Below are 25,765 nucleotides of genomic sequence, written 5' to 3'. Positions count from 1 at the left end.
CATCGCGGCCAGTGCAACAGCCACAGGCGCCGGCGCTTCAAGAACATTTCACTGCTCTCCCGGAGGATCTTCATGACCGAACGCACCCGCGTCCAAGGCCGCGCCGCGCGCGCACTGTTCGCCACCAGCGCAACGATCGCCATCGGCGCCACATGGCTGGCCGCCCTGCCCGCGCACGCCGCCACCGACGAACTCACGCTGTACACCACGCGCGAGCCCGCGCTGATCCAGCCGCTCATTTCGGCCTTCAGCGCGCAGAGCAACATCAAGGTCAACACCGTGTTCGTGAAAGACGGTCTGCTGGAGCGCGTGAAGGCCGAAGGCACGCGCTCGCCGGCCGACGTGCTGATGACGGTGGATATCGGCAACCTCATGGACCTGGTCGACGGCGGCGTCACGCAGCCGGTGAAATCGCCGGTGCTCGAAGCGGCCATTCCGGCCAACCTGCGCGGCGCCGACGGCCAGTGGTTCTCGCTGTCGATGCGCGCGCGCGTGCTGTACGCCGACAAGAGCCTGCCGCTCACCAACTTCCGCTACGAAGACCTGGCCAACCCGAAGTACAAGGGCAAGGTCTGCATCCGCGCGGGCCAGCACCCCTACAACACCGCGCTGGTCGCGGCGCTGATTGCCCACGACGGCGAGGCCAAGGCCGAGCAGTGGCTGCGCGGCGTGAAGGCCAACCTGGCGCGCAAGGCCACCGGCGGCGACCGCGACGTGGCGCGCGACATTCTGGGCGGCATCTGCGACGTGGGCCTGGCCAACTCTTACTACGTCGGCCAGATGAAGGGTTCCAAGGAAGGCACCGACGCGCGCAAGTGGGGCGATGCCATCAAGGTGGTGCGCCCGACCTTCGCCAACGCCAAGAGCGGCGGCACGCACGTGAACATCAGCGGCGCTTCGGTGGCCAAGAATGCGCCGCAGCGCGCCAACGCGGTCAAGCTGCTCGAGTTTCTGGTGTCGGAGCCGGCGCAGTCGCTGTACGCGCAGGCCAACTACGAATATCCGGTGCGCAAGGGCGTGGCCCTCGACCCGATCATCGGCCAGACCATCGGCGAGCTGAAGGTCGACCCGCTGCCGCTGACCGAAATTGCCAAGTACCGCAAGCAGGCCAGCGCGCTGGTCGACAAGGTCGGCTTCGATCAGTGATCAACGCAGGCAGGCCCGCCTTGCCGGTGCCTGAAGCATGCGAATGACAAAGCGCCAGCCACCAGCCCTGCAAGCCGCAGGACCGGTCTGGCGCTTTGCCTCGTTCGCCATCGCCGCGGGCGTGCTCGCCCCGGTGCTCACGCTCGCATGGCTCGCGTTCGGCGCGGGCGTGGGGCATTGGGGGCCGTTGTTCGCGCATGTGCTGCCGCAGGCGGCGCTCAACACGGCGCTGCTGCTCACCGGCGTGGGCGCGCTGGTGCTGGTGATCGGCACGGGCTGCGCGTGGCTGGTCACGGCGCATGACTTTCCGGGGCGCGGCGTGCTGCACTGGGCGCTGCTGCTGCCGCTGGCCATGCCGACGTACATCGTCGCCTTCGCCTACCTCGACCTGCTGCACCCCATCGGCCCCGTGCAGGGCGCGCTGCGCTGGATGCTGGGCTTCGACAGCCCGCGCCAGTTCCGCCTGCCCGACCTGCGCTCGCTGCCCGGCGCCATCTTCGTGCTGGGCTTCGTGCTGTACCCGTACGTGTACATGACGGCGCGTGCCATGTTCATGACCCAGCCCGCGCACCTGATGGAAGCGGCGCGCATGCTCGGCGAGAGCCGGCGCGGCGCGTTCTTCAGGGTGGCGCTGCCGCTCGCGCGGCCGGCGCTGGCCGTGGGGCTGAGCCTGGCGCTGCTGGAGACGCTCAACGACATCGGCGCCTCCGAATTTCTTGGTGTGAACACGCTCACGGTGGCCGTTTACACCACCTGGATCACGCGCTCCGACCTGGCCGGCGCGGCGCAGATTGCCTGCGCGATGCTGTTCATGGTGGTGGCGCTGGTGTGGCTGGAGCGCCATGGCCGGCAGCACCAGCGCTTTGGGTCGGCGCAGCGCATGCGGGCCGTGCAGCCGCGCCGGCTTCGCGGTGGCGCTGCCTGGGCCGCGACGGCAATGGCCTCGCTGCCGGTGCTCGTCGGCTTTGTCGCGCCGGCCCTCTACCTTGTCTGGGAAAGCGCCAAGCGGCTGCGCCAGGGCGGCGGCATTTCGCAAGGGTTGATTGCCAGCCTGGGCAACACGCTCGCGCTTGCGGCGGGCGTGACGGTGGTGGCGGTGGCCGCGGGCTTGGTGGTGGCCTGGGCCGCGCGCAGCCAGGGCTCGCGCCCCAACCGCGCGCGCTGGCAGGCGCGCGTGGCCACGCTGGGCTATGCGGTGCCGGGCACGGTGCTGGCCATCGGGCTGCTCACGCCGGCGCTGGCGTTCGACGCGGCCCTGGCCACCGCCCTCGGCTTGCAGGGCCTGCCGCTGGTGGGCGCGGGCGTGGTGCTGGTCGTGGCCTGCGCCATCCGCTTTCTGGCGATGCCGGTCGGCGGCATCGAGGCCGGTCTGGCGCGCATTCCGCCCGCCATCGAGCAGGCCTCGCGGCTGCTCGGAGAAACCACCGCCGGCACCTTGCGCCGCGTGCACCTGCCGCTGCTGCGCCCGGCGTTGGCCGCGGGCGCGCTGCTGGTGTTCGTCGACGCCATGAAGGAGCTGCCGGCCACGCTGCTGCTGCGGCCCGCCAATTTCGACACCCTGGCCACCTGGCTGTATGCCGAGGCCGCACGCGGCACCTACGAAGAAGGCGCCATCGCCGCGCTGGCCATCGTGCTGGCCGGCCTGCTGCCGGTGGTGCTGCTCGCGCGCAACCAGCTGGGCCCGTCCCCTGCCGCCTCCGAGCACCACAAGACATGAGCGCTTCCCTGCACCTCGACGCGATCCAGCTCGCGTACGACACGCCACACGGCAAACACGGCCTGCACACCGTGGTCGACGGCTTCTCGCTCACGCTGGCCGCGGGCGACATCGCCTGCCTGTTCGGCCCCTCGGGCTGCGGCAAGACGACGGTGCTGCGCGCCATAGCCGGCTTCGAGCCAGTGCGCGCCGGCACCGTGCGCCTGGGCGACGTGCTGCTCTCGTCCGTGCAGACGCATCTGCCGCCCGAGCAACGGCGCGTGGGCATGATGTTTCAGGAGTACGCGCTGTTTCCGCACCTGTCAGCCGCGAAGAACGTGGCCTTCGGGCTGCGTCGCCTCGCGCGCGCGGCGCAGCAGTCGCGCGTGGCCGAGATGCTGGCGCTGGTCGGTCTGGGCGATGCCGGCGAGCGCTACCCGCACGAACTCTCCGGCGGCCAGCAGCAGCGCATTGCACTGGCCCGTGCGCTCGCGCCCTCGCCCGCGCTGCTGCTGCTCGACGAGCCGTTCTCCAACCTCGACGGCGGCACGCGCGAACGGCTGACCTCGGAGGTGCGCGGCATCCTGAAGCAGGCCGGGCAGACCGCCATCCTTGTCACGCACAACGAGGCCGAGGCGCATGCGATGGCCGACCGCATCGGCGTGATGCACGGCGGGCGAATCACGCACTGGCTGGACACCAACGCTTAGCCCCCGCAAGCGACGCGCAGCCGCCGGGAGGCCGACAATAGCGGCCCCTCCCCCACAACTAAACGGCACCACGAGATGCGATTTCTTCACACCATGCTGCGCGTTGGCAACCTCCAGCGCTCCATCGACTTCTATACCAAGGTGCTGGGCATGAACCTGCTGCGCACGTCGGAAAACCCCGAATACAAGTACAGCCTGGCCTTCCTCGGCTTCGACAAGGGCAACCCCGAGCAGGCCGAGATCGAGCTCACCTTCAACTGGGGCACCGAGAGCTACGACCTGGGCAGCGCCTACGGCCACATCGCGCTGGGCGTGCCCGACGCCTACGCGGCCTGCGACAAGATCAAGGCTGCGGGCGGCAACGTGACGCGCGAGGCCGGCCCGGTCAAGGGCGGCACCACGGTGATCGCCTTCGTGACGGACCCTGACGGCTACAAGATCGAATTGATCCAGCGCGACGAAAGCGCCACCGGCGGCGGACTGCGCTGACATGGCGCGCCACGTTGCCCTGCTGCGTGGCGTGAACGTCAACGGCATCGCCATCAAGAGCGCCGACCTGAAGGCGCTGTTCGTCGAGCAGGGTTTCGGTGCGGTGCGCACCGTGCTCGCCAGCGGCAACGTGCTGTTCGACACCGATGAACACGACACCGCAGCGCTGCGCGCGCGCATCGAGCAGGCGCTGCGCAAGCGCTTTGGCTACGAGGCGTGGATCGTGCTGCTCACACAGAAGACACTGGTGGCCATGGCGACGGCCTATCCGTTCGAGCGCATCGACGAAGAGCGCCACCCGTACATCGTGTTCGGCTCCGATGCCACGATGCTCGATGAACTGATCGAGAAAGCGGGCACGGTCGACGCGCATGTCGAACGCCTGCATCGCGGCAAGGGCGTGCTGTATTGGCAATGCCCGCGCGGCGAAAGCCTCGATACGCCGGTGGCCAAGCTGCTGGCCAAGCCCTGCTACAAGTCGAGCACCACCACGCGCAACCTGCGCACGGTGGAAAAGCTGCTCGCAGGCTGATCAGCAGCCGAGCAGGTCGGCCAGTTCGTTGATGTCACGCGCGTGCAGGTGGTTGTCCGCCTGCGGCGACACATCCTTCGGCTCCGCACGGCCGAACTCATGGGGCCGCTCGATGTACGCGGTCTTCAGGCCGCACACGCGCGCGGCGGCCAGGTCGTCGTGGTGCGCGGCGGCCAGCATCACCTGACCCGGCGTGGCGTCGAACACGCCCGCCACGCCCAGGTAGGTGCGCGGGTCGGGCTTGTAGGCCTTGAACACTTCGGCCGACAGCACGCAGTCCCAGGGCAGGCCGGCGCGCTTCGCCATTTCGGTGAGCAGGCCGATGTTGCCGTTGGACAGCGTGCAGATGGTGAACCTGGTCTTCAGTCGCGTGAGCCCGGCCACGGCATCGGGCCAGGCCGGCAGGCGGTGCCAGGCGCGGCTCAGCTCGCGCTTGGCGGCGGTGTCGAGCCGGTCGCTCAGGCCGAAGTCGCGCAGCACCTGTTCGAGCATGCTCAGGTGCAGCTCGTCGAGCAGCGTGAAGCCGCCCTCGCCCGCGGCAATGCGCGCCATCACGGCCTTCATGGCGGGCTGGTAGCCCGCGCGCCAGGCCAGCGCGAAGGCGGCACCGTCCACGCCCGGCAAGGCAGCCTCGGACTCGGCTGCAATGCCGCTGTGCCAGTCGACCACCGTGCCGAAGACATCGAAGGCGATGACCTTCAGGTCGCTGGCGTCGAACGCCGTGTGCATGGTCAGCGCGACAGCTGGCTCGCGGCGCGTGCCAGCTGCTCGATGCGGGCCCAGTCGCCGTCGCGAATGGCATCGCTCGGCACGATCCACGAGCCGCCCACGCAGGCCACGTTCGACAGTGCAAGAAACTCGGCCGCGTTGCCCGCGTGGATGCCGCCGGTCGGGCAGAAGGTGACGTCGCCGAACGGGCCCTGCCAGGCCTTCAGCATCGGCAGGCCGCCGGCCTGCAGCGCGGGGAAGAACTTGAGCTGGGTGTAGCCGTCTTCCTGCGCCGTCATGATCTCGCTGCCAGTGGCCACGCCGGGCAGCAGCGGCAGGCCGAGGTCGTGGCAGGCCTTGCCGACCGCGCGCGTGTAGCCCGGGCTCACGCCGAACCTGGCGCCGGCCAGCGCCGAGGCCTGCGCATCGGCCGCGCTGCGGATGGTGCCGGCGCCGACCACGGCGTCGGGCACATCCTTGGCAATGGCTTCGATGCACTGCAGCGCCTGCGGCGTGCGCAGCGTGACTTCGAGCATGCGGATGCCGCCGGCAACCAGCGCGCGCGCCAGCGGCACAGCGTCTTTCACGTCGTTCAGCACGATGACCGGAATGACCGGTGCGTCGCGCATCACGTCGAGGGGGGTGAATTTGTCGTTCATAGCCATGAGCAGGCTCCTTCTTCAGCAGTCAATGCATTGCGGCGCATGCCGGCGAACAGTTCTCGGCCAAGGCCATGTCCGTCGGCGATGCGTTGGGCTTCGGGCAGCGTCGCGGTTTCGCGCGCGGCCCATTCGTCTTCGGGCAGCAACACGGCGAGCGTACCCGCTACCGCGTCCAGGCGAATCAGGTCGCCGTCGCGCACCTTGGCGAGCGGGCCGCCGGCCGCCGCCTCGGGAGAGACATGAATGGCGGCCGGAATCTTGCCCGACGCGCCGCTCATGCGCCCGTCGGTGACCAGCGCCACGCGGAATCCCTTGCCCTGCAGCACCGACAGCGGCGGCGTGAGCTTGTGCAGCTCGGGCATGCCGTTGGCCTGCGGGCCCTGCCAGCGCACCACGCAGACCACGTCGCGCTCCAGCTCGCCGGCGGTGAAGGCCTTCTGCAGCGCGGCCTGCGAGTCGAACACGCGCGCGGGCGCTTCGATGACGTGGCGGTCGTCGGGCACCGAACTCACCTTGATCACGCTGCGACCGAGGTTGCCGCTCAGCAGCTTCAGGCCGCCGGTGGCGCTGAAGGGGCTGTCGACGGTGCGCGTGATGGCTTCGTTCTTCAGCGGCGCGGCCGGGGTCCATTGCAGGCGCTGTTCGCTGGCGTCGCCCACCAGCGCGGGCACGTTGGCAAACTCGCGGATGCCGCCGGCGCGCACGGTGAGCACGTCGCCGTGCATGAGGCCCGCCTCGACCAGCTCGCCGATCACCAGGCCGGGGCCGCCCGCGGTCTGGAACTCGTTCACGTCGGCGCTGCCGTTGGGGTACACGCGGGTCAGCAGCGGCACGATGTCGGAGAGGCTGGAGAAGTCGTTCCAGTCGATCACGATGCCCGCGGCACGCGCAACGGCGACCCAGTGGATCAGGTGGTTGGTGGAGCCGCCCGTGGCCAGCAGCGCGACCATGGCGTTGACGATGCAGCGCTCGTCGACCATCTCGCCGATGGGCGGGCAGCTGAATGCGGCGTCGCTGGCCTTGCCCAGCACGGTGCGCACCGCTTCGCGCGTGAGCGTCTCGCGCATCGCGTCGCCAGGCTGAATGAAGGCCGTGCCCGGCACATGCAGCCCCATGGCCTCGAGCAGCATCTGGTTGCTGTTGGCCGTGCCGTAGAAGGTGCAGGTGCCCACGGAGTGGTAAGCGGCCATTTCGGCGTCGAGCAGGCCCTGGCGGCCCACGAGCCCCTGCGCGGCCTGTTCGCGCACCTTCGACTTGGCGTTGTTGGAAAGGCCCGAAGGCATCGGGCCCGCGGGCACGAACACCGTGGGCAGGTGGCCGAAGTGCAGCGCGCCAATCAGCAGGCCCGGCACGATCTTGTCGCACACGCCCAGCATCAGCGCGCTGTCGAACATGTCGTGCGTGAGGGCAATGGCGGTGCTCATGGCGATGACGTCGCGGCTGAACAGGCTCAGCTCCATGCCGGGTGTGCCCTGCGTCACGCCGTCGCACATGGCGGGCACGCCGCCGGCCACCTGGGCGGTGGCGCCGAGGCGGCGGGCCTCCTGCTTGATGATGTCCGGGTAGCCCTGGTACGGCGCGTGGGCCGAGAGCATGTCGTTGTAGGCGGTGACGATGCCGATGTTGGGTGCGCGCTCGGTCACCACGCGGAACTTGTCGTTGGCCGGAATGCCCGCCACGGCGTGCGCCACGTTGGCGCAGCCCATGCGGTCGGAGCCGCGGTCGCGGTTGCGCAGCTCTGTGAGGCGGGAGAGGTAGGCGCCGCGCAGCCCCTGGCTGCGCTCGCGGATGCGATCGGTAACGTCGCGTACGGTGGGGTGTGTGCTGCTCATGGGGTGGGCTCTTGCTGCGTGTCGCCAGGGCGACTGTGGGCCTGGGGGCCCATGGTACCAAGCCATGCGCGAAAGCCCGATGAAATCCGGGCGCCGGGCGATACGAATCGGCCACCGTGCACCGCACCGCCAACCGCGCGCAAAAAAGCCCGGCATCACCGGGCTGTTTCTTGCGTCCAAACCAGGTTGGCGCTCAGTCGATCAGCTTGACCTCGACCCGGCGAGCCTCGGCGTTGTTGCCCGAGCCCGCGGTAACCGCCGGCTTCTGCAGGTCGATCTTGCCGGCCGGCACACCCAGGCCCACGAGCACATCGCGGACCATCTCGGCGCGCTTCTTGGCTAGCTCTTCGTTGATGGCGGCGTCGCCCGTGGTGTCGTGAAAGCCCGAGACCACCGCCTTGCGCCCGCTCTCCACGCCCTTGATGACCGCGGCCAGCGCCTCGGCACCGCCCGGGGCCAGGTCGGCGCTGCCGGTGGCAAAGTAGAAGTTCACCACGCCGTTGATCACGCGGATGCTGGCGCCGTCGGGGATGGTGACGGTCACCGTTTCGGTCACTTCGGCCAGCTTGGGCTCCGCGCCGGGGGCCGGTGCAGAGATGACCACTGCGGGCCTGGCGGCTGCCGCTTGCGCTGCCATTGCGGCCGGGTTGTGGTTCTTGTGCCAGAGCACGATGCCCACCACGAAGAAGATCACCAGGGCGATCAGCGCCATGACGAATCCAAGGATGAAATTCTGCTGGCCGTCGTCGTCGCTCATCGGGGGTCTTGCTCCGTAGGAAAGGGGTCGGTAAATAATGGTGCGGTGAACCATGATCAGGAAATTGTAGGCGCCGCCCCTGACACCCCCGTGTCGGACCCCGCGCCGGATCCCGGTCCGCCGGGACTCGACCCCATGCCAACCCCGTTGCGCGACCCGCAGCCGATGCTGGAGCGCGCCATCGCCGACTGGGGCGGGCATGAGGACCTTTGGCTGTTCGGCTACGGCTCGCTCATCTGGCGGCCCGAGTTCGATTTCATCGAGCGGCGCCAGGCCTGGGTGCGCGGCTGGCACCGCGCGCTGAAGATGTGGAGCCGCGTGAACCGCGGCAGCGTGCAGATGCCCGGCCTGGTGTTCGGCCTGCTGTCGGGCGGCAGCTGCCGCGGCATGGTGTTCCGCGTGCCCAAGGCCGACGGGCTGGCCACGCTGCGCCGGCTCTGGCTGCGCGAGATGCCCACGGGCGTGTACGACCCCAAATGGCTGAGCTGCGGCACGGCCGAAGGCCCGGTGCGCGCCCTGGCGTTCACGCTGTCGCGGCGCAGCCCCAATTTCACCGGCGACCTCACCGACGAGCGCTACCGCCACATCTTTGCCAACGCCGTGGGCCGCTACGGCACCTCGCTCGACTACGCGCGCCAGACGCTGCTGGAGCTGCAGCGCCATTCGATCCACGACGCCGCGCTGGCCCGGCTGGTGGCACTGGCCGCCGCGCACGAACTGGAGCGCCAGCGCCATGCCGAGGGCGAGCCCGCGGCCGGTTGCGGTGCGCCCCCGCCTCCGGTATATGTTGCAGAGTCGCCAGAGAGCGCGTCTCTCAAAACCCTTTCTTCCGAACCTTCCGAACCTTTCCAACCTTCCAGACCGTCCAAGGAAAACAAATGACCCAACGTCGTCTCATCGCCACCGGCGCCGCCCTTCTCGCCTCCCTCGTGCTCGCCGCCTGCGGCAGCATGGCCGGCAAGCCCAGCACGGCCGTCGAGCTGGTGCCGACCGGCGCGATCACGCCCAACCCCACGCGCGGCACGGTGACCTTCACCGCGCTGGAGCATGGCCTGCGCGTGGCGGGCGAGGTGCGCGGCCTGCCGCCGGGCTCCGAGCACGGCTTCCACATCCACGAAAAGGGCGACTGCGGCAACAACGGCGACGCCTCGGGCGGCCACTTCAACCCCACCGGCGGCACGCACGGCAAGTTTGCCGGCGCGGGCAGCCATGCCGGCGAACTGCCGAGCCTGGTGGCCGACGCCAACGGCGTGGCGCGTTTCAGCGTGGAAGACCATTCCATCTCGATGACCGAGGGCGCCGTCAACAACGTGGTGGGCCGCGCGCTGGTGGTGCACCGCGACCGCGACGACTTCACGACGCAGCCGTCGGGCAATTCGGGCCCGCGCATCGCCTGCGCGGTGATCGGCAAGCCCTGATAGACAAGCCCTGACCGGCACAACCGGTTCCTCGAACCGGCCGTGCGCCTAGCTGCCCAGGCGGGCGTGCCAGAGTGCCTCGGCCTGCGCCAGCGCGGCGGGCGTGTCGATGTCGGTCACCACGCCGGCATCGTCCACCACCAGGTCCGCGACTGAATCGATCGCGCGCATCGCACGCAGGACGGGCGAGGCGCCCAAATTTCCCTCCAGTCTGGCCAACTGGGCGCCGCAACCGGCGACAAAGCCCACCGGGTGGCCGCGCTCGCCCAGGTACTGCGGCTGTACCGCATTCACCCGCCCCTGCAGCGCGGCCGCCACGGCGCGCAGCGTCTCGGGCAGCACCAGCGGCAGGTCGCCCGGCAGGATGAGCCAGCCCGGTGCATCGGGCGTGGCGCGCACCGCGGCGGCAATCGAGTCGCCCATGCCCGGGTGCCCCGCGTCTTCCACATGCCACGGCAGGCCGCTGGCGCGCACGGCGTCCAGCGTGCGTTCGAGTACCGACCTGCCCGCGAGCAGGGCCTTCAACTTGGAGCCCGTGCCGCCGGCCGCCACAAAGCGCTCGCCCCGGCCCGAGGCCAGCACGATCACCATCGCGGCGCCCGGCTTGAAGTTCACCTGCATCGTCATGGCGCGAGTATGTGCGCAACAATCCCGGCATGACTTCCCCTCTCTCCCATGACGCGCTGGCCGCGCTGCGCAAGAGCTACGAGCGCGCGGAACTCGGCGAGGCGCACAGCGCGCTCGACCCAGTCAAGCAGTTCGAGCGCTGGCTCACCGAGGCCATCGACGCCAAGCTGCCCGAGCCCAACGCCATGACGCTGTGCACCGTGGGCAGCGACCTGCGCCCGTCCAGCCGCATCGTGTTGATCAAGGGCTACAACGCGCGCGGCGTCGTCTGGTACACCAACTACGAGAGCCGCAAGGGCCGCGAGCTGTCGGGCAACCCGTATGCGTCGCTGCAGTTCCACTGGGTCGAACTGGAGCGCGTGGTGCGCATCGAAGGCCGTGTCGAAAAGGTGGGCGCCGACGAAAGCGATGCCTACTTCGCCAGCCGCCCGCTCGACTCGCGCATCGGCGCCTGGGCCAGCCCGCAGAGCGAAGTGATCAGCGGGCGCGACGTGCTGGTGAAGAACGCGGCCGTGTTCGCGGCCAAACACCTGCTGTCACCGCCGCGCCCGCCGCACTGGGGCGGCTACCGGCTGGTGCCGGACCGCTGGGAGTTCTGGCAGGGCCGCAAGAGCCGGCTGCACGACCGGCTGCGCTACCGCCTGGAAGGCGCGGCGCCAAACGGCAACTGGGTGCGCGAACGCCTCGCGCCCTGAGCACGCGAGCCGTTCAGGGCAACCAGCGCACGCACAGCATCACCAGCGTGAGCGTGCCCAGCGCCAGCACGGTCGACACCGCGACGCTGGCCGTCACCAGGTCTTCGGCCGTGCGGTAGCGCTGCGAGAACAGGAACACGTTGGCGCCAATCGGCAGCGCCGCGGCCACCACCATCACCGTGAGCGGAATGCCGCGCACGCCCAGCAGCCAGCCGATGGCGGCCACCAGCAGCGGATGCAGCAGGTTCTTCACCAGCGCCTGCGCCAGCGCGCCACGCCAGTGCCGCCCGATGGGCGTGAGCGCCAGCGTGATGCCCACCATCACCAGCGCCACCGGGCCGAAGGCCTGGCCCAGCAGTTGAATGGGCTTGTCGATGACCTCGGGCATGGTCCAGCCGGTCTGCGCGAACAGCAGGCCCGCGATGATCGGCAGCGGCACCGGATGAATGATGGCGTTGCGCAAGGCGCGCAGCACGGTGCGCCCCATGGAGCGCGTCTGCACGCCGCCGGCCGCCGCCTGCTCGCGCGCCACCGCCAGTTCCAGCACCACCGTGGCGCTGGTCAACAGCACCAGTGAGTGCAGCGAGATGAGCGTGAGCAGCACCACCATGCCCGCGTCGCCGTAGGCCAGGTCGACCAGCACGATGCCGATCATCACGGTGTTGCTGTAGGTATTGGCCAGCGCAATGACGGCCGCCGTGCGGTTGAAGCCGCGCAGGGCCATGGTGCCGGCGAACAGCAGGCCCGAGGCAATGAAGTACGCGGCCACCGGCTTCAGGCTGAGTTGCTCGACGTGCACCGTGCTCATCGCGCGAAACAGCAGCGCGGGCGCCAGCAGCAGGAAGATGAGGTTCGACAGGTCTTTCACCGCATTGCCGCCGATCCAGCGGCGGCGTCCGGCAAGGTAGCCGGCGGCGATGAGAAGAACGACGGGAAGAAGCGAGGAGATGACGAAGGAATTCACGCGGCGAGGATAGCCGAGGGTGCCCTCTGTCTTTGCTCCTTCCCCTCCCGGGGGAAGGCTGGGATGGGGGCAAGCGGCACTCGAAAAAGCTGCCGCCTCATCACAGGCCGCACGCCCTCCCCCAGCGGGGGAGGAAGAAAGACAAAGATCAGAACGTCACGCGCAAGCCGACCTTCAGCGTGCGCCCCGGCAGCGGTGCGTTCGGGTACACGGTCGTCGTCAGGATCGACGTCGGGCTGTAGGCCAGCTTGTTGCCGATGTTGTCCATGCGCGCATACCAGGTGAGGTTGGCGCGCTGCACCTTCATGCGGTAGGTGATGGCCGCGTTCCACAGCGTGTACGCCTCGGTCTCGCGCGCACCCACGGTGGGAATGCGCCGCTGCGCCGCGTTGTAGTCGAAGCCCACGCGCGCACCCCACGGGCCGTTGGCATACGCCAGCGTCGCACCCAGGCGCAGCGGTGCGATGCGCGGCAGCGGCTCGCCGGAGTCGAGGTTCTTCGCGCGCACGATGTCGCCGCGCCATTCAAGGTCTAGCGTGCCCGCGTCGGTCATGCGCGCGAAGCCCTCGCTGCCCAGCAGGCGCAGGTTGCCGTTGGCCTCGATGCCGGTGAAGCGCGCGCGCACGCCGCTGTACACATACTCGGCCAGCGTGTCGGTGGCACCGGGCTCGGCCACGTTGCCCTCTTCGTCGAGGTTGCGCCCCGACGCCGTGAGGCCGATGTAGTTGCTGAAGCGCGTGACGTACGCATTCACACGCGCCGTGTTGGGCCCCGACTTCCATTGCGCGCCCAGGTCGAAGCCGGTCGACTTTTCCTTCTTCAGGTTCGGGTCGCCCAGCTCCCACGCGGCAGTGGCCACGTGCGGGCCGTTGGCCAGCAGTTCGTAGTCTTTGGGTGCGCGCTCGGTATAGGCAAGGTTCGAGGTCAGCTGCCACTGCGGCGCCAGGTTGACCAGCGCACCGAAGGCCGCGCTGTGCGGATTGAAGGTGCGCTCGCCGATCGCGAAGCGCGTCACGCTCGGGTCGTCCGGGTAGCCCAGCGAGCGAATGCGAACCTGCTCGGTGCGCGCGCCAAAGCTCAGCCGGCCCCACGAGGTGCCGAGCTCTTCATGCAGAAACACCGCATTGGCGCGCGTGCGGCTGTGCGGCGCAAAGGCCTCTTCGCCGTCGGCGGCGAAGCGGTTGGTCTCGCTGCTGAAACCGACCAGGCCTTCGAAGTTGCCGATCTTCTGGTGACGCGCCTCGATGCGCAGGTCGTTGCTCATGTTCGAGAACCGGGTGCCGGCCTCGGCGCCTTCGAACTCGGTGTGGCGGTAGTCGGTGTGGCTCAGCTTCACATGGATGCTGCTGATGAAGCCGCCCGGGCGCCATTCGCCTTCCAGCGCATAGCGGTCGGACTTCATGCCGATGGTCACGTCGCTCTCGGCGACCGTGCCGTAGGTGCTGCGGTAGGTGCTGACCGAGGCGCCCAGGTAGCCCTGGTCGAAGAACACCGTGCCGCCGATGGCACCGCCGTGCGCCTCGTTGGCCGAGTTGCAGATCTTGCGGGCCATCCACGGCGAGCCGGGCTTGCTGCATTCCAGGCTGATGGGCACCGAGGCGTCTGTCGAGTCGCGGTTGAAGGCGTCGACGTGCAGCGCCATGCGATCGTTGCCGCCTTCGAGCACCACGCCGCCGCTCTTCTCCTTGTTGCCGGTGGCGTAGCCCAGGTCGGCGCGCCCGCCGAAGCCGTTGATGGGCTCGGTGGGAATGCGGTTGTCGATGACGTTGACCACGCCGCCCACCGCACTGCCGCCGTACTGCAGCGCCGATGGGCCGCGCAGCACCTCGATGCGCTCCGTGACCAGCGCATCGACCGGCACCGCGTGGTCGTAGCTCAGCGCCGAGGCGTCGGGCGCGCCGCCGCCGTTCTGCAGGATGCGGATGCGGTCGCCGTCCTGGCCGCGAATGATCGGGCGGCTGGCGTTGGGGCCGAAGTAGCTGCTGCTCACGCCGGGCACGTTGTTCAGCGTTTCGCCGAGCGTCGATTCGGAGCGCAGCAGCAGCTTGTCGCCCGACAGCGTGGTGGTGGGCGCAATGAGCTCGCTGGCACCGAGCGGATTGCCGGTAACGGTGACTTCGCGCAGGCTGGCGGCGTCAGCGGGTGGAGGCCGGGCCGCGTCTTGTGCCTGAGCCAGGGTCGCCAGAGAGGCGAGCGAAAGAACGGCAACGCCCACGGCGTTGCGACGGAAATTGGGGGTCATGAAAAAACATTCGTTGAAACCAGGAACGACCGGCCGCGCGCCGCGCAAAGGCGGGTGAGGAAACCGGCACAGGGGTAATTCAGCGAATGGAAGGCGGGCCGCGCGCTTCGAACAGCGCCACCCAGCGCGCGACGGCCTCGCCTTCGAGAAAAGCGAAGGTGGCCGCCGGCAGCAGCATCGGCAGCACCACCAGTGGCACGCCCGGTGCGCTGGCGCCGTGCGCCAGCTGGTCGTAGAGCCGGCATTCGGCGTCGGTCTTGTCGCCGAACAGCGCGGGCACCCAAAGGTGCCGTGGCGCGAAAGCACGCACCTGGGCCTCTGCCTGCGCCGGTGCCGCCATAGCCGAGACCGCACGCGCGGCAACCAGCGCGCGCGCCGGGTCGCCCGGCACATGCAGCGTGGCATGCACGAGGCCGAGCGTCGACGCCAGCCAAACCGCCAGAAGCAGCGTGACGGCGACACAGCGCGACAGCCTGGTGAGCATCGTCGAGGGTCCGCTCAAAAGTGCGTCGTCATGCTGACGTACAGGCTGCGTCGCGTGCCGTACTGCGGCGCACCCACGCCCACGCCCGTGCCGTCGCGCAGCAGGTAGCCCTTGTCGAACAGGTTCAGGATGGCCACGCGCCCGACGATGTCGCCGCCCGAGGCTTCCTTCCACGTGTGCGAATACGCAGCGTTGACGACCGCGTAGTGCGGCAGCGCGGCGCTGTTGGGCGCCCCGCCGTCGGGCGTGCGGCGCAGGCCGCTGCCGTAGACGACGTCGCCGCTGACCTGGTTGTCGCCGAAGCGGTAGCTTGCGCCGCCCGACAGCGTGTAGGTCTGGTCGTGGTCCAGGTACACGTAGTGGTTGGCGATGTAGGCCAGCTCATCGGCGCCGAACAGCGACTGGCTCGACACGATGTTCTTGCCCATCGCCTTCTGGTAGGCAAAGTTGGCATAGGCCGACCAGTGGTCGTCGTTGTAGCGCGCCGACATTTCCAGCCCGCGCGCAAAGCCCTTGGCATAGTTGAACGGCGACAGAATCAACGCCTGCCCGAACTGGCCTTCGTCCAGCAGGTTGCTGATGTTCTTGTAGTACACGTCGGCCGAGAGCGACAGGTTGTCGTTCACCTTGTGGTCCACGCCCAGGTCGAAGTAGTGGGTGCGCTCGGCCTTCACCGGGTCGGAGTTGGCAATTTCCGGCTGGTTGGTGGTGCCCGCGTAAAGGTCGATGCTCTTTTGCGACGCCAGCTCCTGCGGCGGCGGCGTGAAGTAGCGCGCATAGCCGGCGTGCAGCGCGGTGCTGCCGGTCAGCTTGTACGCCAGGTTCATGCGCGGGCTCCACTGGTGCTCCTTGGTGAACGCGTCGACGCTGTCGTAGCGCAGGCCGTAGTTGAAGGTGAGCTTGGGGTCGATGCGCCACTCGTCCTGCAGATAGAGGCTGGCAAGCTGGCCGACCTTGCTCGAGTTGTCGTTGATCAACACCGGCGTGTTGCCGAGCTGCGCGCCGATGTCGTCCACCGCAAACACGTTCACTGCATTGATGCTGCTAGTGGTCTGGCGCGTGTAGGCGCCTCCAAAGCGCAGCGTGTGGGCATCGCTCAGCTTGTAAGACGCATCGCCCTGCAGCCCGTTCGACGTGTTGGAGCGCAGGGTGTCGGAGGCCACGCCGTTGTAGACCAGGTCGCCCACGGGGTCGGGCGTGTAGTGCAGGTTGGAATACTGGTGAAAGGCAGACACCTGGAAGTCGAGCGCGCCCAGCGTCTTCTGGAACGACAGCGCCACGAAGCGCGTGGCCTCGGTCTGGCGTTCGCGCACGTCCGACGAGGGCAGGCCGTTGTAGCCCGTGCCCAGGTCGCTGTAGCCGGCCAGCGAGAACTGCGGCGCCTGGTTCGGGTTGGTCGGAATCTGAAACTTGCCGCTGTAGGTGCCGAACATCAGGCCCAGGCGCGTGTCGGCGTCCAGGTAGTACGACAGGTTGCCGAAGGTCTTGCCCTGGCGCGTGCGGTCGTTCTGCGCGTTGAGCGTGGGCTGCGGGTTCTCGATGCCGTTGGTGTTGGACAGCAGGCTGCCCGACAGGTAGTAGCTCAGGTTGCCGGTGGTGCCGTAGACCGAGGCACTTTCTTCCAGCGTGTTGTGGCTGCCGAAGGTGAAGCCGAGCGAGCCGCCGGGTTTGCCCAGGCCCTGTTTGGTCTGGATGTCGACCACGCCGGCGGTGCGCAGGCCGTACTGGGCGGGCAAGGCGCCGGTGAGAAAGTCGACGGACTCGATGTAGCGCGTGTCCAGCGACTGGCCGAAGCCCGAAATGCCCTCGGGCAACTGCACGCCGTTGATGCGGTACTGCACGTTGCCGTGGTCGTCGCGCACATGCAGGGAGCCGGAGGCCTTGGAGTCCTTGGCGACGCCCGGCAGCGTGAGCAGCACGTCGTCCAGCGGGGTGGCGTCGCCCTTGCCGAGCGCGTCGATGGCGGCACGGTCGATGCGGTAGACGGTGGCGCCAACCTCGGGCGACAGCGCCATGCGCGCCTTCTGCAGGCGCTCGGACTGCGACTGGATCTCCACCGTGGACAGCGTGCCGGGCGGCGTGTTGGCGGCGCCGGGCTCCACGGTGGTGGTGACGCTTTGGTCCTGGGCCAGGGCCGGCCCGGAAAGAAGCGAGACAAGGGAAAAAACGGCAACGCCCACGGCGTTGCGACGGAAATTGGGAATCATGGATGGGCACTCGTTGAATCAATGAACGTCCGCCCCGCCCGCGCAAGGCGGGTGGCGGCAGCCGGAACACGAAGGGATTCAGCGAGCGGAAGGCGGGCCGCGCGCATCGAACAGCGCAACCCAGCGGGCGATGGCTTCGCCCTCAAGAAAAGCAAAGGTGGCCGCCGGCAGCAGCATGGGCAGCACCACCAGCGGCACGCTCGGCGTGGCGCTGCCGTCGCCGAGCTGGTCGTACAGGCGGCACTCGGCGTCGGTGTGCTCGCCGAAGAGGCTTTCCAGTCCGTGGGCCGCGTGCTTGTGCACGACGCCCTGTGGCTGTGCCTGCGCCTGTGCCTGGGCCAAGCCCGGCACATGCAGCGACCGGTGCATCACCCCCAGCGTGCCCGCGATCCACAACGCGAACGCCAGCGCGATGACGATCGCGCGGGCAGAACGGGAGGGAGCAAGACGGGCAGTCAGCATGGAAAGCAGGGGAGTGGCTTCAACAACGAACCCGATATTGTCGCGGCTTGACGTGACGGATGGCGGTCACTACATTACTAACCCGCGAGTCATTAACCTCATGCCCACACCCCGTTCCTTCGTCGACAAGCTCTGCCCGGTGCGCGCCAAGCGCGAGCGCCGCAAAGAGGCGCGTCCGGGTGAATTGCTGGCCGCCGCGCTCGACCTGTTCGTGGAAAAAGGCTTTGCCGCCACCCGTTCGGAGGAAGTGGCGGCACGTGCCGGCGTGTCCAAGGGCACGCTTTTTCTGTATTTCCAGAGCAAGGAAGAGCTGTTCAAGGCGGTGGTCATGGAAAACCTGGGCGGCCGCTTCACCGAGTGGAACGCCGAGTTCGCCGCCTTCGAAGGCACCACGGCCGACATGCTGCGCTACTGCATGAACGTGTGGTGGGAGCGCGTGGGCAACACCCAGGCCTCGGGCCTGACCAAGCTCATGATGAGCGAGGGCGGCAACTTTCCGGAGCTGGCGGAGTTCTACCGCCGAGAGGTGGTGCGCCCCGGCCACGACCTGCTGCGGCGCATTTTTCAGCGCGGCATCGACAGCGGCGAGTTCGCGCCCATGGATGTCGACCACGCCATCTACTGCGTGGTGGCACCCATGGTGTTCCTCATGCTGTGGAAGCACTCGGCCATGGTCTGCGTGGACGGCGTGTCGGCCCTGGACCCCGAAAAGTACGTCGCCGTGCAGGCCGACCTGGTCATCAACGGGCTCAGCGCGCACCCCGCAAGGCCGAGCGCGCCGCTGGCCTCACCGACGCCACCTAAAATTGAAGGTTTGTCCTGAGCCCACTAGGAAAACCACGCCATGAACCCCACCCCTACCCTCGAGCGCTTGCGCTTCAACATGATCGAACAGCAGATCCGCCCCTGGGATGTGCTGGAAACCGACATCCTCGAACTGCTGGCCCAGATCCATCGCGAGGACTACGTGCCCGAAGCGCACCGCACCCTGTCGTTCTTCGACATGGAGCTCCCGCTGCTGGACGGCAGCGTGCCCGGCGAATTCATGCTGTCGCCCAAGGTCGAGGCCCGCACGCTGCAGGACCTGCACATTCAGAAGCATGAATCGGTGCTCGAAATTGGCACCGGCTCCGGCTTCATGGCCGCCCTGCTCGGCGCCCGCGCCGCGCAGGTGCTGTCGCTGGAAATCAACCCCGTGCTGGCCGCCAGCGCCGCCCACACGCTGCGCCAGAACGGCGTGACCAACGTCGAAGTGCGCCATGCCGACGGCTCGGTGCCCCTGGCCAGCGGCCCGAGCTTCGACGTGATCGTGCTCAGCGGCTCGGTTGCGCGCATTCCACAGAACCTGCTGGGTTCGCTCAAGGTCGGCGGCCGACTGGCGGCCATCGTGGGCGAAGAGCCGATGATGCGTGCCCACTTCGTCACCCGCACCAGCGAAAGCAAGTGGGACACCCTCCAGCCCTGGGACATCGTGGCCCCGCGCCTGCTGAACTTCCCCGAGCCTTCGCGCTTCTCGTTCTGAGCGGGCGGCCACCTGATGATCGACCAAGTCCGCCCCGCCGACCTTGCCGCCTGGTTCGCCCAGAACGCCGAGGCCACGCCCGTGCTGCTCGACGTGCGCGAGCCGTGGGAGCTGCAGACCGCCAGCGTTGCGCCCCAGGGCTTCACCCTGGTGGCGATTCCGATGAACGAAATTCCGGCGCGGCTGGCCGAACTGGCCGAGCCGGGCAAAGAGCATCGCATCGCCTGCCTTTGCCACCACGGCGCGCGCAGCCAGCGCGTGGCCGCTTTTCTGGACCAGAACGGCTTTGCGGAGCTGGCCAATGTGGCCGGCGGCATCGACGCCTGGTCACTGCACGACCCCACGGTCCCGCGCTACTGATTCTTTCTTCAAGGACGTTCAATGCCTTCCAGGCCCCGGCTTTCGCCTTTTTCCGCAGCGCTCGCAAGCACCTTCGCAGCCCTGCTCGCACTGCCGGCCCAGGCCCAGACACTGAACGAACTGTATGACGCCGCCCGCGGCTACGACGCCACCTACCAGGGGGCGCGGGCCCAGTACGACGCCAACGTGGCGCGCGCCGCGCAGGCCAAGGCCGGCATCCTGCCGGCGGTGGGCCTCACGGCCGGCGTGACGCGCAGCGACATCGAAATCGACACCCTCACCGGCGCCGGCCGCGGCACCACCACGCCGCGCGACTTCAACACGCAGAACGTGGGCATCAACGCCACGCAGCCGCTGTACCGCCCGGCCAACTGGGCCACCTACGAACAAGGCAAGCGCCAGGCGGACATTGCGCAGTCGGTGTTCACCATTGCGGAGCAGGACCTGATCGTGCGCGTGAGCCAGTCGTATTTCGACGTGCTCGCCAGCCAGGACAGCCTGGCCCTGGTGCGCGCGCAGAAGGTGGCCGTGGCGGAGCAGCTGGCCTCGGCCAAGCGCAACTTCGAGGTCGGCACCTCCACCATCACCGACTCGCGCGAGGCGCAAGCCCGCTACGACCTGGTGATTGCGCAGGAAATTGCGGCCGAGAACGACCTGCAGGTGAAGAAGGTGGTGCTCGACCAGCTGGTGGGGCGCCCGGGCAGCGTGCCGGTGCCGCTGTCGGTGCCGGTGGTGCTGCCCACGGCCCTGCCGGCGGACATCAATGCCTGGGTGGCCCAGGCCGACAACGTGCACCCCGCCATTCAGCAGGCGCGCCTGGGCGTGGACGTGGCCGGGCTCGAAGTGGAAAAGGCCAAGGCCGGCCACAAGCCCACGCTGGACGCCAACCTGGGCTACAACGTCACGCGCAACCCGACCGGCACCACCACCAGCGCGGTGGGCACGCGGGCCAATGCGGCCACGGTGGGCGTTGTCTTCAACCTGCCGCTGTTCGCCGGCTTTGCCACCGAGAACCGCATCAAGGAAACGCTGGCACTGGAAGACCAGTCGCGCAGCGTGCTCGAAGGCACGCGCCGCAACGTGGCGCAGTCCACGCGCGCGGCGTATCTGGGGCTGGTGTCGGGCGCGGGCCAGGTGAAGGCGCTGGAGGCGGCCGAATCGTCGAGCCAGAGCGCGCTGGACGCCAACCGCCTGGGCTACCAGGTGGGCGTGCGCATCAACATCGACGTGCTGAACTCGCAGAGCCAGCTGTTCCAGACCAAGCGCGACCTGGCGCAGGCACGCTACAACGTGCTGCTGGGCAACCTGAAGCTGCGCCAGGCCAACGGCACGCTGACTACCGACGACATGAACGCGATCAACGCGACGCTGGCGAGCAATGGCAGCGTGCCGGCGGTGCCTTCGGCTACGCCGCCAGAGCGCAATGTGACGCCGTCCACAGCCCCCGTGGCACCGTTCGCGCCGCGCAGCATTCCGGTCATTCCGCCGGTGCCGGTGCAGCCGTTCAATCCGCCCGCGCCGACGATGCCGACGGCACCCGTGCCGCCGGTGATTCTGAATCCGCCGGTGCGCTGAAGCGTATTTCTCCCTCCCCTTCCGGTCTGTACACGGGGGAGGGTTGGGGTGGGGGCACGACGGCCTGTGCCCATTCACTGCGCTCGTTGGGCGCTTGCCCCCATCCCGGCCTTCCCCCGGAGGGGGAAGGAGCCAACGCAAATACAGGCTCCAGGCTCAGTCGAGCGTGGGTTCCGCGCGCGGCGGCTCGCTGTCCAGCGGCGCGTTCTCCGTCGCCACCGGCTCCGCAGCCTGCGCAATCGCCAGCACCGCCGCCGCCGTGCGCTCTGCAGCCCCGCGGTTCGACGAAGAAAAGCCCAGCGCGGCCTGCGCCATCACGGCACGGCGCTCGGGGTTCTCGACCAGCTTCAACGCCGCCGTCACCGCCTGCTCCATGCCTTCGACACGCAACGACGCACCGGCCGCCAGCGACAGCTGCGCTGCCTCGGCAAAGTTGAAGGTCGACGGCCCCATCACCACCGGGCAGCCGCAGGCCGCCGGCTCGATCAGGTTCTGCCCGCCCAGCGGCTCGAAGCTGCCGCCCAGCAGCGCCACGTCGGCCAGGCCGTAGTACAGCGCCATTTCGCCGAGCGAATCGCCGAGCCATATCTCTGCTTCGGCCGGCTGCCCCGCCGCACTGCGGCGCGCCACGGCAAAGCCCTCGGCCTCTATCAGCGCGGCCACTTCGTCGAAGCGCTGCGGATGGCGCGGCACGATCATCCATTGCACGTCGTGCACCCGCTTGGCAATCGAGCGGACCGCGCCCTGCTCTGGCGGCACCGGCGACGTGGCGCCGAAGCGCTTGAGCACCTCAAGCAGCAGCCGCTCTTCGCCGTCGCGCGAGCTTGCGAGCACCACCATCGGCTTGGGCAGGCGCTCGCGCAGCGACACGGCCGCGGTGAGCTGACGCTCGTCGGGCGTGGCGTCGAATTTCAGGTTGCCGTACACGCCGGCCACCTTGGCGCCCAGCGACACCAGCCGGTGCGCGTCGGCCTCGGTCTGCGCCCACACGGCCGTCAGTGCCGAATAGGCGGGCCGCGCCAGCCAGGCCAGGCGTTCGGCCGCGGCCAAAGACTTCTCGTTGAGCCGCGCATTGGCCAGCACCAGCGGAATGCGGCGCGCGGCGCAGGCGGCGGCCATCACGGGCCAGACCTCGGTTTCCATCAGCACGCCGATGCGCGGCTGAAACTTGTCCAGAAAGCGCGCCACGGCGCCGGGCGTGTCCCAGGGCTGCCACACCTGCGTGTCGCCCGGTTCGAGCAGCTTGGCGCCCTCTTCCCGGCCGGTGGCGGTGCCGTGCGTGAGCAGAATCGGCACGCCCGGGTACTGGCGGCGCAGCTCTGTGATGAGGATGGCGGCGGCGCGCGTCTCGCCGAGCGAGACCGCATGCACCCAGCACTGGGCCTGACCGGTGGTGGCCGCGTCGTAGTGACCGAAGCGCTCCTCCACGGCCACGCCATAGCCCGGCTCGGATTGCGCGCGGCGCCGCAGCTTGCGGCGCACGAGCGGTTGCACAGCGGTGGTGAAAAGGCCGTAAAGGCTAAGCAGCAAGGAACGCACAGGCGGGGGGTTCAGTGAGCGGCTTCGGCCAGCTTGGCGTCGGGCTTGACGGTGCGCAGCAGCGCGAGCATCTCGGCCTCGATGCGCTTCAGCGCGGCATCGGTCTGGCCTTCGAAGCGCAGCACCAGCACGGGCGTGGTGTTCGATGCGCGGATCAGCCCGAAGCCGTCGGGCCAGTCCACGCGCAAGCCGTCGATGGTCGAGACCTGGGCCGGCGCCGCAAAGCGGGCGTCCTTCACCAGTTGGTCGACCACCGTGTGCGGCTCGCCTTCGGCGCAGGCCACGTTCAGCTCGGGGGTGGAGAAGCTGGTGGGCAGGCCGTTCAGCACGGCGTTGGCGTCGGGGCTCTTGCTCACGATCTCGAGCAGGCGGCAGCCCGCATAGGTGCCGTCGTCGAAGCCGTACCAGCGCTCCTTGAAGAAGATGTGGCCGCTCATCTCGCCGCCCAGCGGCGAATCGATTTCCTTCATCTTCGCCTTGATCAGCGAATGGCCGGTCTTGTAGATCATCGGCTTGCCGCCCGCGGCCTCAATGGCCGGCGCCAGGCGCTGCGAGCACTTCACGTCGTAAATGATGGTGCCGCCCGGCACGCGCGACAGCACGTCCTGCGCAAAGAGCTGCATCTGGCGGTCAGGGAAGATGTTCTGGCCGTCCTTGGTGACGATGCCCAGGCGGTCGCCGTCGCCGTCGAAGGCCAGGCCGAGCTCGGCGTCGCTGGCGGCCAGCGCGGCCATCAGGTCCTTCAGGTTCTCGGGCTTGCTCGGGTCCGGGTGGTGGTTGGGGAAGTTGCCGTCGACCTCGCTGAACAGCTCGGTCACTTCGCAGCCGATGGCGCGAAAAATGGCCGGGGCCGAGGCGCCGGCAATGCCGTTGCCCGAATCGACCACGATCTTCATGGGGCGCGCCAGCTTGATGTCGCCGGCAATGCGCTTCACGTAGGCGTCGGTCACGTCTACCTTGCGCACGCTGCCGCCGGGGGCCAGCTGGGCGGTGCCGGCTTCCATGGTCTTGCGCAGGCCCTGGATTTCGTCGCCGTAGATCGCGCGGCCGGCCAGCACCATCTTGAAGCCGTTGTAGTCCTTGGGGTTGTGGCTGCCCGTGACCTGAATGCCGCTGGTGCACAGCGTGTGCGCCGCAAAGTACAGCATGGGCGTGGTGACCGCGCCCACGTCGATCACCTCGATGCCGGTGGCCACCAGGCCCTTGATCAGCGCCTCCGCCAGCGCGGGGCCCGACAGGCGGCCGTCGCGTCCCACGGCCACCAGCTTCTCGCCGGCGGCGCGGGCGGCGCTGCCGAAGGCCCGGCCAAGCGCCTCGGCCACGTCGGCATCGAGAGTGACGGGCACGACGCCGCGAATGTCGTAGGCCTTGAAGATGGACGCGCTGAGCTGCATGAAGGGCGTTTCCCTGTGGGTTTTTGGAACGAGGCATTGTAGGCAACGCCCCGGGAGGCCACATGTCCGAAAACGGCCAGTTGAAACGAGTCGAAACCGTATCATTTCCCCATGCCCACCCGCCACACACCCACCGAAGCGCTCGAGAGCGACGCCTGCTACCTGGCGATGAAGACGCACGACGCGCGCTTCGACGGGTCGTTCTTCACCGCGGTGACCTCCACCGGCATCTACTGCCGCCCGGTCTGCCGCGTGAAGCTGCCGCGGCGCGAGAACTGCCGCTTCTTTCGCCATGCGGCCCAGGCCGAGGCCGCGGGCTTCAGGCCCTGCCTGCGCTGCCGGCCTGAACTGGCACCGCGCTTCACGGGCGCGGCCGGCTGGTCGACCGAAGACGCCTCGCGCATCCTGGCGCTGCAGGCCGCGCGGCTCATCGACGAGCCTGATGCGTGGTCCCACGGCGGCGAAGACAGCGGCCCCGGTGCCGCGCAGGTGGCAGCGCGCCTGGGCGTGAGCGACCGCCACCTGCGGCGCATCTTCGAATCGCAGTTCGGCGTCTCGCCGTTGCAGTACCTGCAGACGCGCCGCCTGCTGGCCGCCAAGCAGCTGATTGCCGACACCCGCCTGCCCATGACGCAAGTGGCGCTGGCCAGCGGCTTTGCGAGCGTGCGCCGCTTCAACGCGGCCTTTCTAGAACACTACGGCCTGAACCCGAGCGCCCTGCGCCGGGCCGGCGGTGCGGCGGCCGAGGGCGGGCACACCAAGCCGATCGAGGTGCGCCTGGGCTTTCGCCCGCCCTACGACGCACAAGCCATGCTCGGCTTCTTCGCGCGACGTGCGCTGCGCGGTGTGGAGGTGGCGACCACGTTTGACGGCAAGGCGCCGGTGAAGGGCAGCACGCCCACCTATGTGACGCTGGCGCGCACGCTGCGCGTGCAGCAAGGTGACAAAGCCCATGACGGCTGGCTGCGGTTGCGCTTCGACCTCGACCGCGAGCAGGTGCTGCTGTCGGTCAGCGACTCGCTGGCCGCGGTGCTGCCGATCGTCATCAGCCGGGCCCGCGCGCTGTTCGACCTGGACGCCGAGCCGATGGCCATCAACGCCGCGCTGCACGACGCCTTTCCCCACGGCGACGGGCTGCGCGTGCCGGGCGCGGTCGACGGCTTCGAGCTGGCGGTGCGCGCGGTGCTGGGCCAGCAGGTGACGGTGGCCGCGGCGCGCACGCTGGGCTCGCGGCTGGTCGAGGCCTTCGGCGAGCCGCTGGCCACGCCCATCGACGGGCTGAACCGGCTGTTCCCCACGCCCGCGGCCATTGCGGCGGCCAGTGGCGACGCTCTGGGCCAGCTCGGCATCGTGCGACAACGACAGGCTGCGCTGCACGCCATTGCGCAGCAGGTGGCGAGCGGCCAGCTCGCGCTGCATGCGGGTGCCGACGTGCCCTCGACCATCGCGGCCCTGCAAGAGTTGCCCGGCATCGGCGCCTGGACCGCGCAGTACATCGCCATGCGCGCGCTGCGCTGGCCCGACGCCTTTCCGGCCGGCGACGTCGCGCTGCAGAAGGCGCTGGGCGTGAGCACCGCCCGCGCGGCCAGCGAAGCCTCGCAGGCCTGGCGGCCGTGGCGCAGCTACGCGGTGCTGCGGGCGTGGCATGCACCGGCTGCACCTACGGCGCCGGCCAAGTCGATCAAGGCCAAGGACGCCGCCGCCGAACCTCCCCTTACCCCCACGGCAGGCCTCGCCGCCTGAA

Annotated in this window: 25 protein-coding genes; 13 read left to right on the top strand and 12 right to left on the bottom strand. The window is 69.0% G+C overall.

Translation table 11 applies throughout. The features are described 5' to 3' along the window. Positions 1 to 72 precede the first annotated feature (72 nt). The 5 genes from VLK31_RS27040 to VLK31_RS27020 all read left to right on the top strand — a co-directional run bounded on the left by VLK31_RS27040 (position 73) and on the right by VLK31_RS27020 (position 4,573). Positions 73 to 1,146: a Fe(3+) ABC transporter substrate-binding protein gene (locus tag VLK31_RS27040; RefSeq protein WP_409171560.1), complete on the top strand. Its 1,074-nt coding sequence runs from the start codon at positions 73 to 75 to the stop codon at positions 1,144 to 1,146. 37 nt (positions 1,147 to 1,183) lie between these two features. Beyond that, the gene (locus VLK31_RS27035; RefSeq protein WP_409171558.1) at positions 1,184 to 2,863 is read left to right on the top strand and encodes an ABC transporter permease; all 1,680 of its coding nucleotides are present in this window, start codon (positions 1,184 to 1,186) and stop codon (positions 2,861 to 2,863) included. Continuing rightward, positions 2,860 to 3,552 (top strand): ABC transporter ATP-binding protein, encoded by a 693-nt coding sequence (locus VLK31_RS27030; protein WP_409171557.1) that lies wholly within the window; start codon positions 2,860 to 2,862, stop codon positions 3,550 to 3,552. Before VLK31_RS27035 ends, VLK31_RS27030 begins: the two co-directional genes overlap by 4 nt. A 75-nt stretch (positions 3,553 to 3,627) precedes the next feature. After that, entirely contained in the window at positions 3,628 to 4,041 is a 414-nt protein-coding gene (gene gloA, locus VLK31_RS27025; RefSeq protein WP_409171556.1) for a lactoylglutathione lyase, read from the top strand. 1 nt (position 4,042) lies between these two features. Next, a complete protein-coding gene (locus tag VLK31_RS27020; RefSeq protein WP_409171555.1) occupies positions 4,043 to 4,573 on the top strand; it encodes a DUF1697 domain-containing protein in 531 nt (176 codons plus the stop codon). Here VLK31_RS27020 and VLK31_RS27015 read toward each other — a convergent pair whose 3' ends face one another. The 4 genes from VLK31_RS27015 to VLK31_RS27000 form a co-directional block, all read right to left on the bottom strand. Further along, a complete protein-coding gene (locus VLK31_RS27015; protein ID WP_409171554.1) occupies positions 4,574 to 5,302 on the bottom strand; it encodes a haloacid dehalogenase type II in 729 nt (242 codons plus the stop codon). It lies immediately after the preceding gene. Positions 5,303 to 5,304: 2 nt separating this feature from the next. After that, the gene (gene eda, locus VLK31_RS27010) at positions 5,305 to 5,940 is read right to left on the bottom strand and encodes a bifunctional 4-hydroxy-2-oxoglutarate aldolase/2-dehydro-3-deoxy-phosphogluconate aldolase (RefSeq protein WP_409171583.1); all 636 of its coding nucleotides are present in this window, start codon (positions 5,938 to 5,940) and stop codon (positions 5,305 to 5,307) included. Next, positions 5,937 to 7,775, bottom strand: a complete 1,839-nt coding sequence (gene edd, locus VLK31_RS27005; RefSeq protein WP_409171553.1) for a phosphogluconate dehydratase — start codon at positions 7,773 to 7,775, stop codon at positions 5,937 to 5,939. Before edd ends, eda begins: the two co-directional genes overlap by 4 nt. Before the next feature lie 193 nt (positions 7,776 to 7,968). Beyond that, positions 7,969 to 8,532, bottom strand: a complete 564-nt coding sequence (locus VLK31_RS27000; RefSeq protein WP_409171552.1) for an OmpA family protein — start codon at positions 8,530 to 8,532, stop codon at positions 7,969 to 7,971. A gap of 135 nt (positions 8,533 to 8,667) precedes the next feature. On the opposite strand from VLK31_RS27000, the gene VLK31_RS26995 reads away from it, so the two are divergent. Together VLK31_RS26995 and VLK31_RS26990 are read left to right on the top strand one after the other, a co-directional pair. Beyond that, positions 8,668 to 9,414, top strand: coding sequence for a gamma-glutamylcyclotransferase (locus tag VLK31_RS26995; RefSeq protein ID WP_409171551.1), 747 nt, complete (start codon positions 8,668 to 8,670; stop codon positions 9,412 to 9,414). Further along, positions 9,411 to 9,950, top strand: a complete 540-nt coding sequence (locus VLK31_RS26990; RefSeq protein ID WP_409171550.1) for a superoxide dismutase family protein — start codon at positions 9,411 to 9,413, stop codon at positions 9,948 to 9,950. Before VLK31_RS26995 ends, VLK31_RS26990 begins: the two co-directional genes overlap by 4 nt. Positions 9,951 to 9,998: 48 nt before the next feature. On the opposite strand, the gene VLK31_RS26985 is transcribed toward VLK31_RS26990, so the two are convergent. Further along, positions 9,999 to 10,571: an NTP transferase domain-containing protein gene (locus tag VLK31_RS26985; RefSeq protein ID WP_409171582.1), complete on the bottom strand. Its 573-nt coding sequence runs from the start codon at positions 10,569 to 10,571 to the stop codon at positions 9,999 to 10,001. A gap of 35 nt (positions 10,572 to 10,606) precedes the next feature. On the opposite strand from VLK31_RS26985, the gene pdxH reads away from it, so the two are divergent. Beyond that, a complete protein-coding gene (gene pdxH, locus VLK31_RS26980) occupies positions 10,607 to 11,272 on the top strand; it encodes a pyridoxamine 5'-phosphate oxidase (protein ID WP_409171549.1) in 666 nt (221 codons plus the stop codon). A gap of 13 nt (positions 11,273 to 11,285) precedes the next feature. Here pdxH and VLK31_RS26975 read toward each other — a convergent pair whose 3' ends face one another. From VLK31_RS26975 to VLK31_RS26955, 5 genes are all read right to left on the bottom strand, one after another. Beyond that, positions 11,286 to 12,236, bottom strand: a complete 951-nt coding sequence (locus VLK31_RS26975; RefSeq protein ID WP_409171548.1) for an AEC family transporter — start codon at positions 12,234 to 12,236, stop codon at positions 11,286 to 11,288. A gap of 148 nt (positions 12,237 to 12,384) precedes the next feature. Beyond that, positions 12,385 to 14,478 (bottom strand): TonB-dependent receptor, encoded by a 2,094-nt coding sequence (locus tag VLK31_RS26970; protein ID WP_409171547.1) that lies wholly within the window; start codon positions 14,476 to 14,478, stop codon positions 12,385 to 12,387. 79 nt (positions 14,479 to 14,557) lie between these two features. Next, positions 14,558 to 14,962 (bottom strand): hypothetical protein, encoded by a 405-nt coding sequence (locus VLK31_RS26965; protein ID WP_409171546.1) that lies wholly within the window; start codon positions 14,960 to 14,962, stop codon positions 14,558 to 14,560. 14 nt (positions 14,963 to 14,976) lie between these two features. Further along, complete coding sequence (locus VLK31_RS26960; RefSeq protein WP_409171545.1) at positions 14,977 to 17,169, bottom strand: TonB-dependent receptor; 2,193 nt, start codon at positions 17,167 to 17,169, stop codon at positions 14,977 to 14,979. A gap of 78 nt (positions 17,170 to 17,247) precedes the next feature. Further along, positions 17,248 to 17,631, bottom strand: a complete 384-nt coding sequence (locus VLK31_RS26955) for a hypothetical protein (RefSeq protein WP_409171544.1) — start codon at positions 17,629 to 17,631, stop codon at positions 17,248 to 17,250. Between the two features lie 100 nt (positions 17,632 to 17,731). Here VLK31_RS26955 and VLK31_RS26950 point away from each other — a divergent pair, with 100 nt between their 5' ends. Genes VLK31_RS26950 through VLK31_RS26935 form a run of 4 tightly spaced genes read left to right on the top strand, consistent with a single transcriptional unit; the run spans position 17,732 to position 21,088 of the window. After that, complete coding sequence (locus tag VLK31_RS26950; RefSeq protein ID WP_409171543.1) at positions 17,732 to 18,454, top strand: TetR/AcrR family transcriptional regulator; 723 nt, start codon at positions 17,732 to 17,734, stop codon at positions 18,452 to 18,454. A 21-nt stretch (positions 18,455 to 18,475) separates the two neighbouring features. Next, complete coding sequence (locus VLK31_RS26945) at positions 18,476 to 19,153, top strand: protein-L-isoaspartate O-methyltransferase family protein (RefSeq protein WP_409171542.1); 678 nt, start codon at positions 18,476 to 18,478, stop codon at positions 19,151 to 19,153. A 15-nt stretch (positions 19,154 to 19,168) separates the two neighbouring features. Next, positions 19,169 to 19,513: a rhodanese-like domain-containing protein gene (locus tag VLK31_RS26940; RefSeq protein WP_409171541.1), complete on the top strand. Its 345-nt coding sequence runs from the start codon at positions 19,169 to 19,171 to the stop codon at positions 19,511 to 19,513. 21 nt (positions 19,514 to 19,534) lie between these two features. Next, positions 19,535 to 21,088: a TolC family outer membrane protein gene (locus tag VLK31_RS26935; protein ID WP_409171540.1), complete on the top strand. Its 1,554-nt coding sequence runs from the start codon at positions 19,535 to 19,537 to the stop codon at positions 21,086 to 21,088. 156 nt (positions 21,089 to 21,244) lie between these two features. On the opposite strand, the gene VLK31_RS26930 is transcribed toward VLK31_RS26935, so the two are convergent. Continuing rightward, positions 21,245 to 22,627 carry a 3-deoxy-D-manno-octulosonic acid transferase gene (locus tag VLK31_RS26930; protein ID WP_409171539.1) on the bottom strand — a complete coding sequence of 461 codons (1,383 nt, stop codon included), beginning with the start codon at positions 22,625 to 22,627 and terminating at the stop codon, positions 21,245 to 21,247. An 11-nt stretch (positions 22,628 to 22,638) separates the two neighbouring features. Continuing rightward, positions 22,639 to 24,021 (bottom strand): phosphomannomutase/phosphoglucomutase, encoded by a 1,383-nt coding sequence (locus tag VLK31_RS26925; protein ID WP_409171538.1) that lies wholly within the window; start codon positions 24,019 to 24,021, stop codon positions 22,639 to 22,641. 111 nt (positions 24,022 to 24,132) lie between these two features. Here VLK31_RS26925 and VLK31_RS26920 point away from each other — a divergent pair, with 111 nt between their 5' ends. Beyond that, entirely contained in the window at positions 24,133 to 25,764 is a 1,632-nt protein-coding gene (locus VLK31_RS26920) for a DNA-3-methyladenine glycosylase 2 family protein (RefSeq protein WP_409171537.1), read from the top strand. Position 25,765 lies beyond the last annotated feature (1 nt).

Source organism: Variovorax sp. H27-G14 (genome assembly GCF_046156345.1).
GTDB lineage: Bacteria > Pseudomonadota > Gammaproteobacteria > Burkholderiales > Burkholderiaceae_C > Variovorax.
Note: the sequence above shows the minus strand (reverse complement) of the source record. Positions and strands in the feature narration are given on the sequence as shown.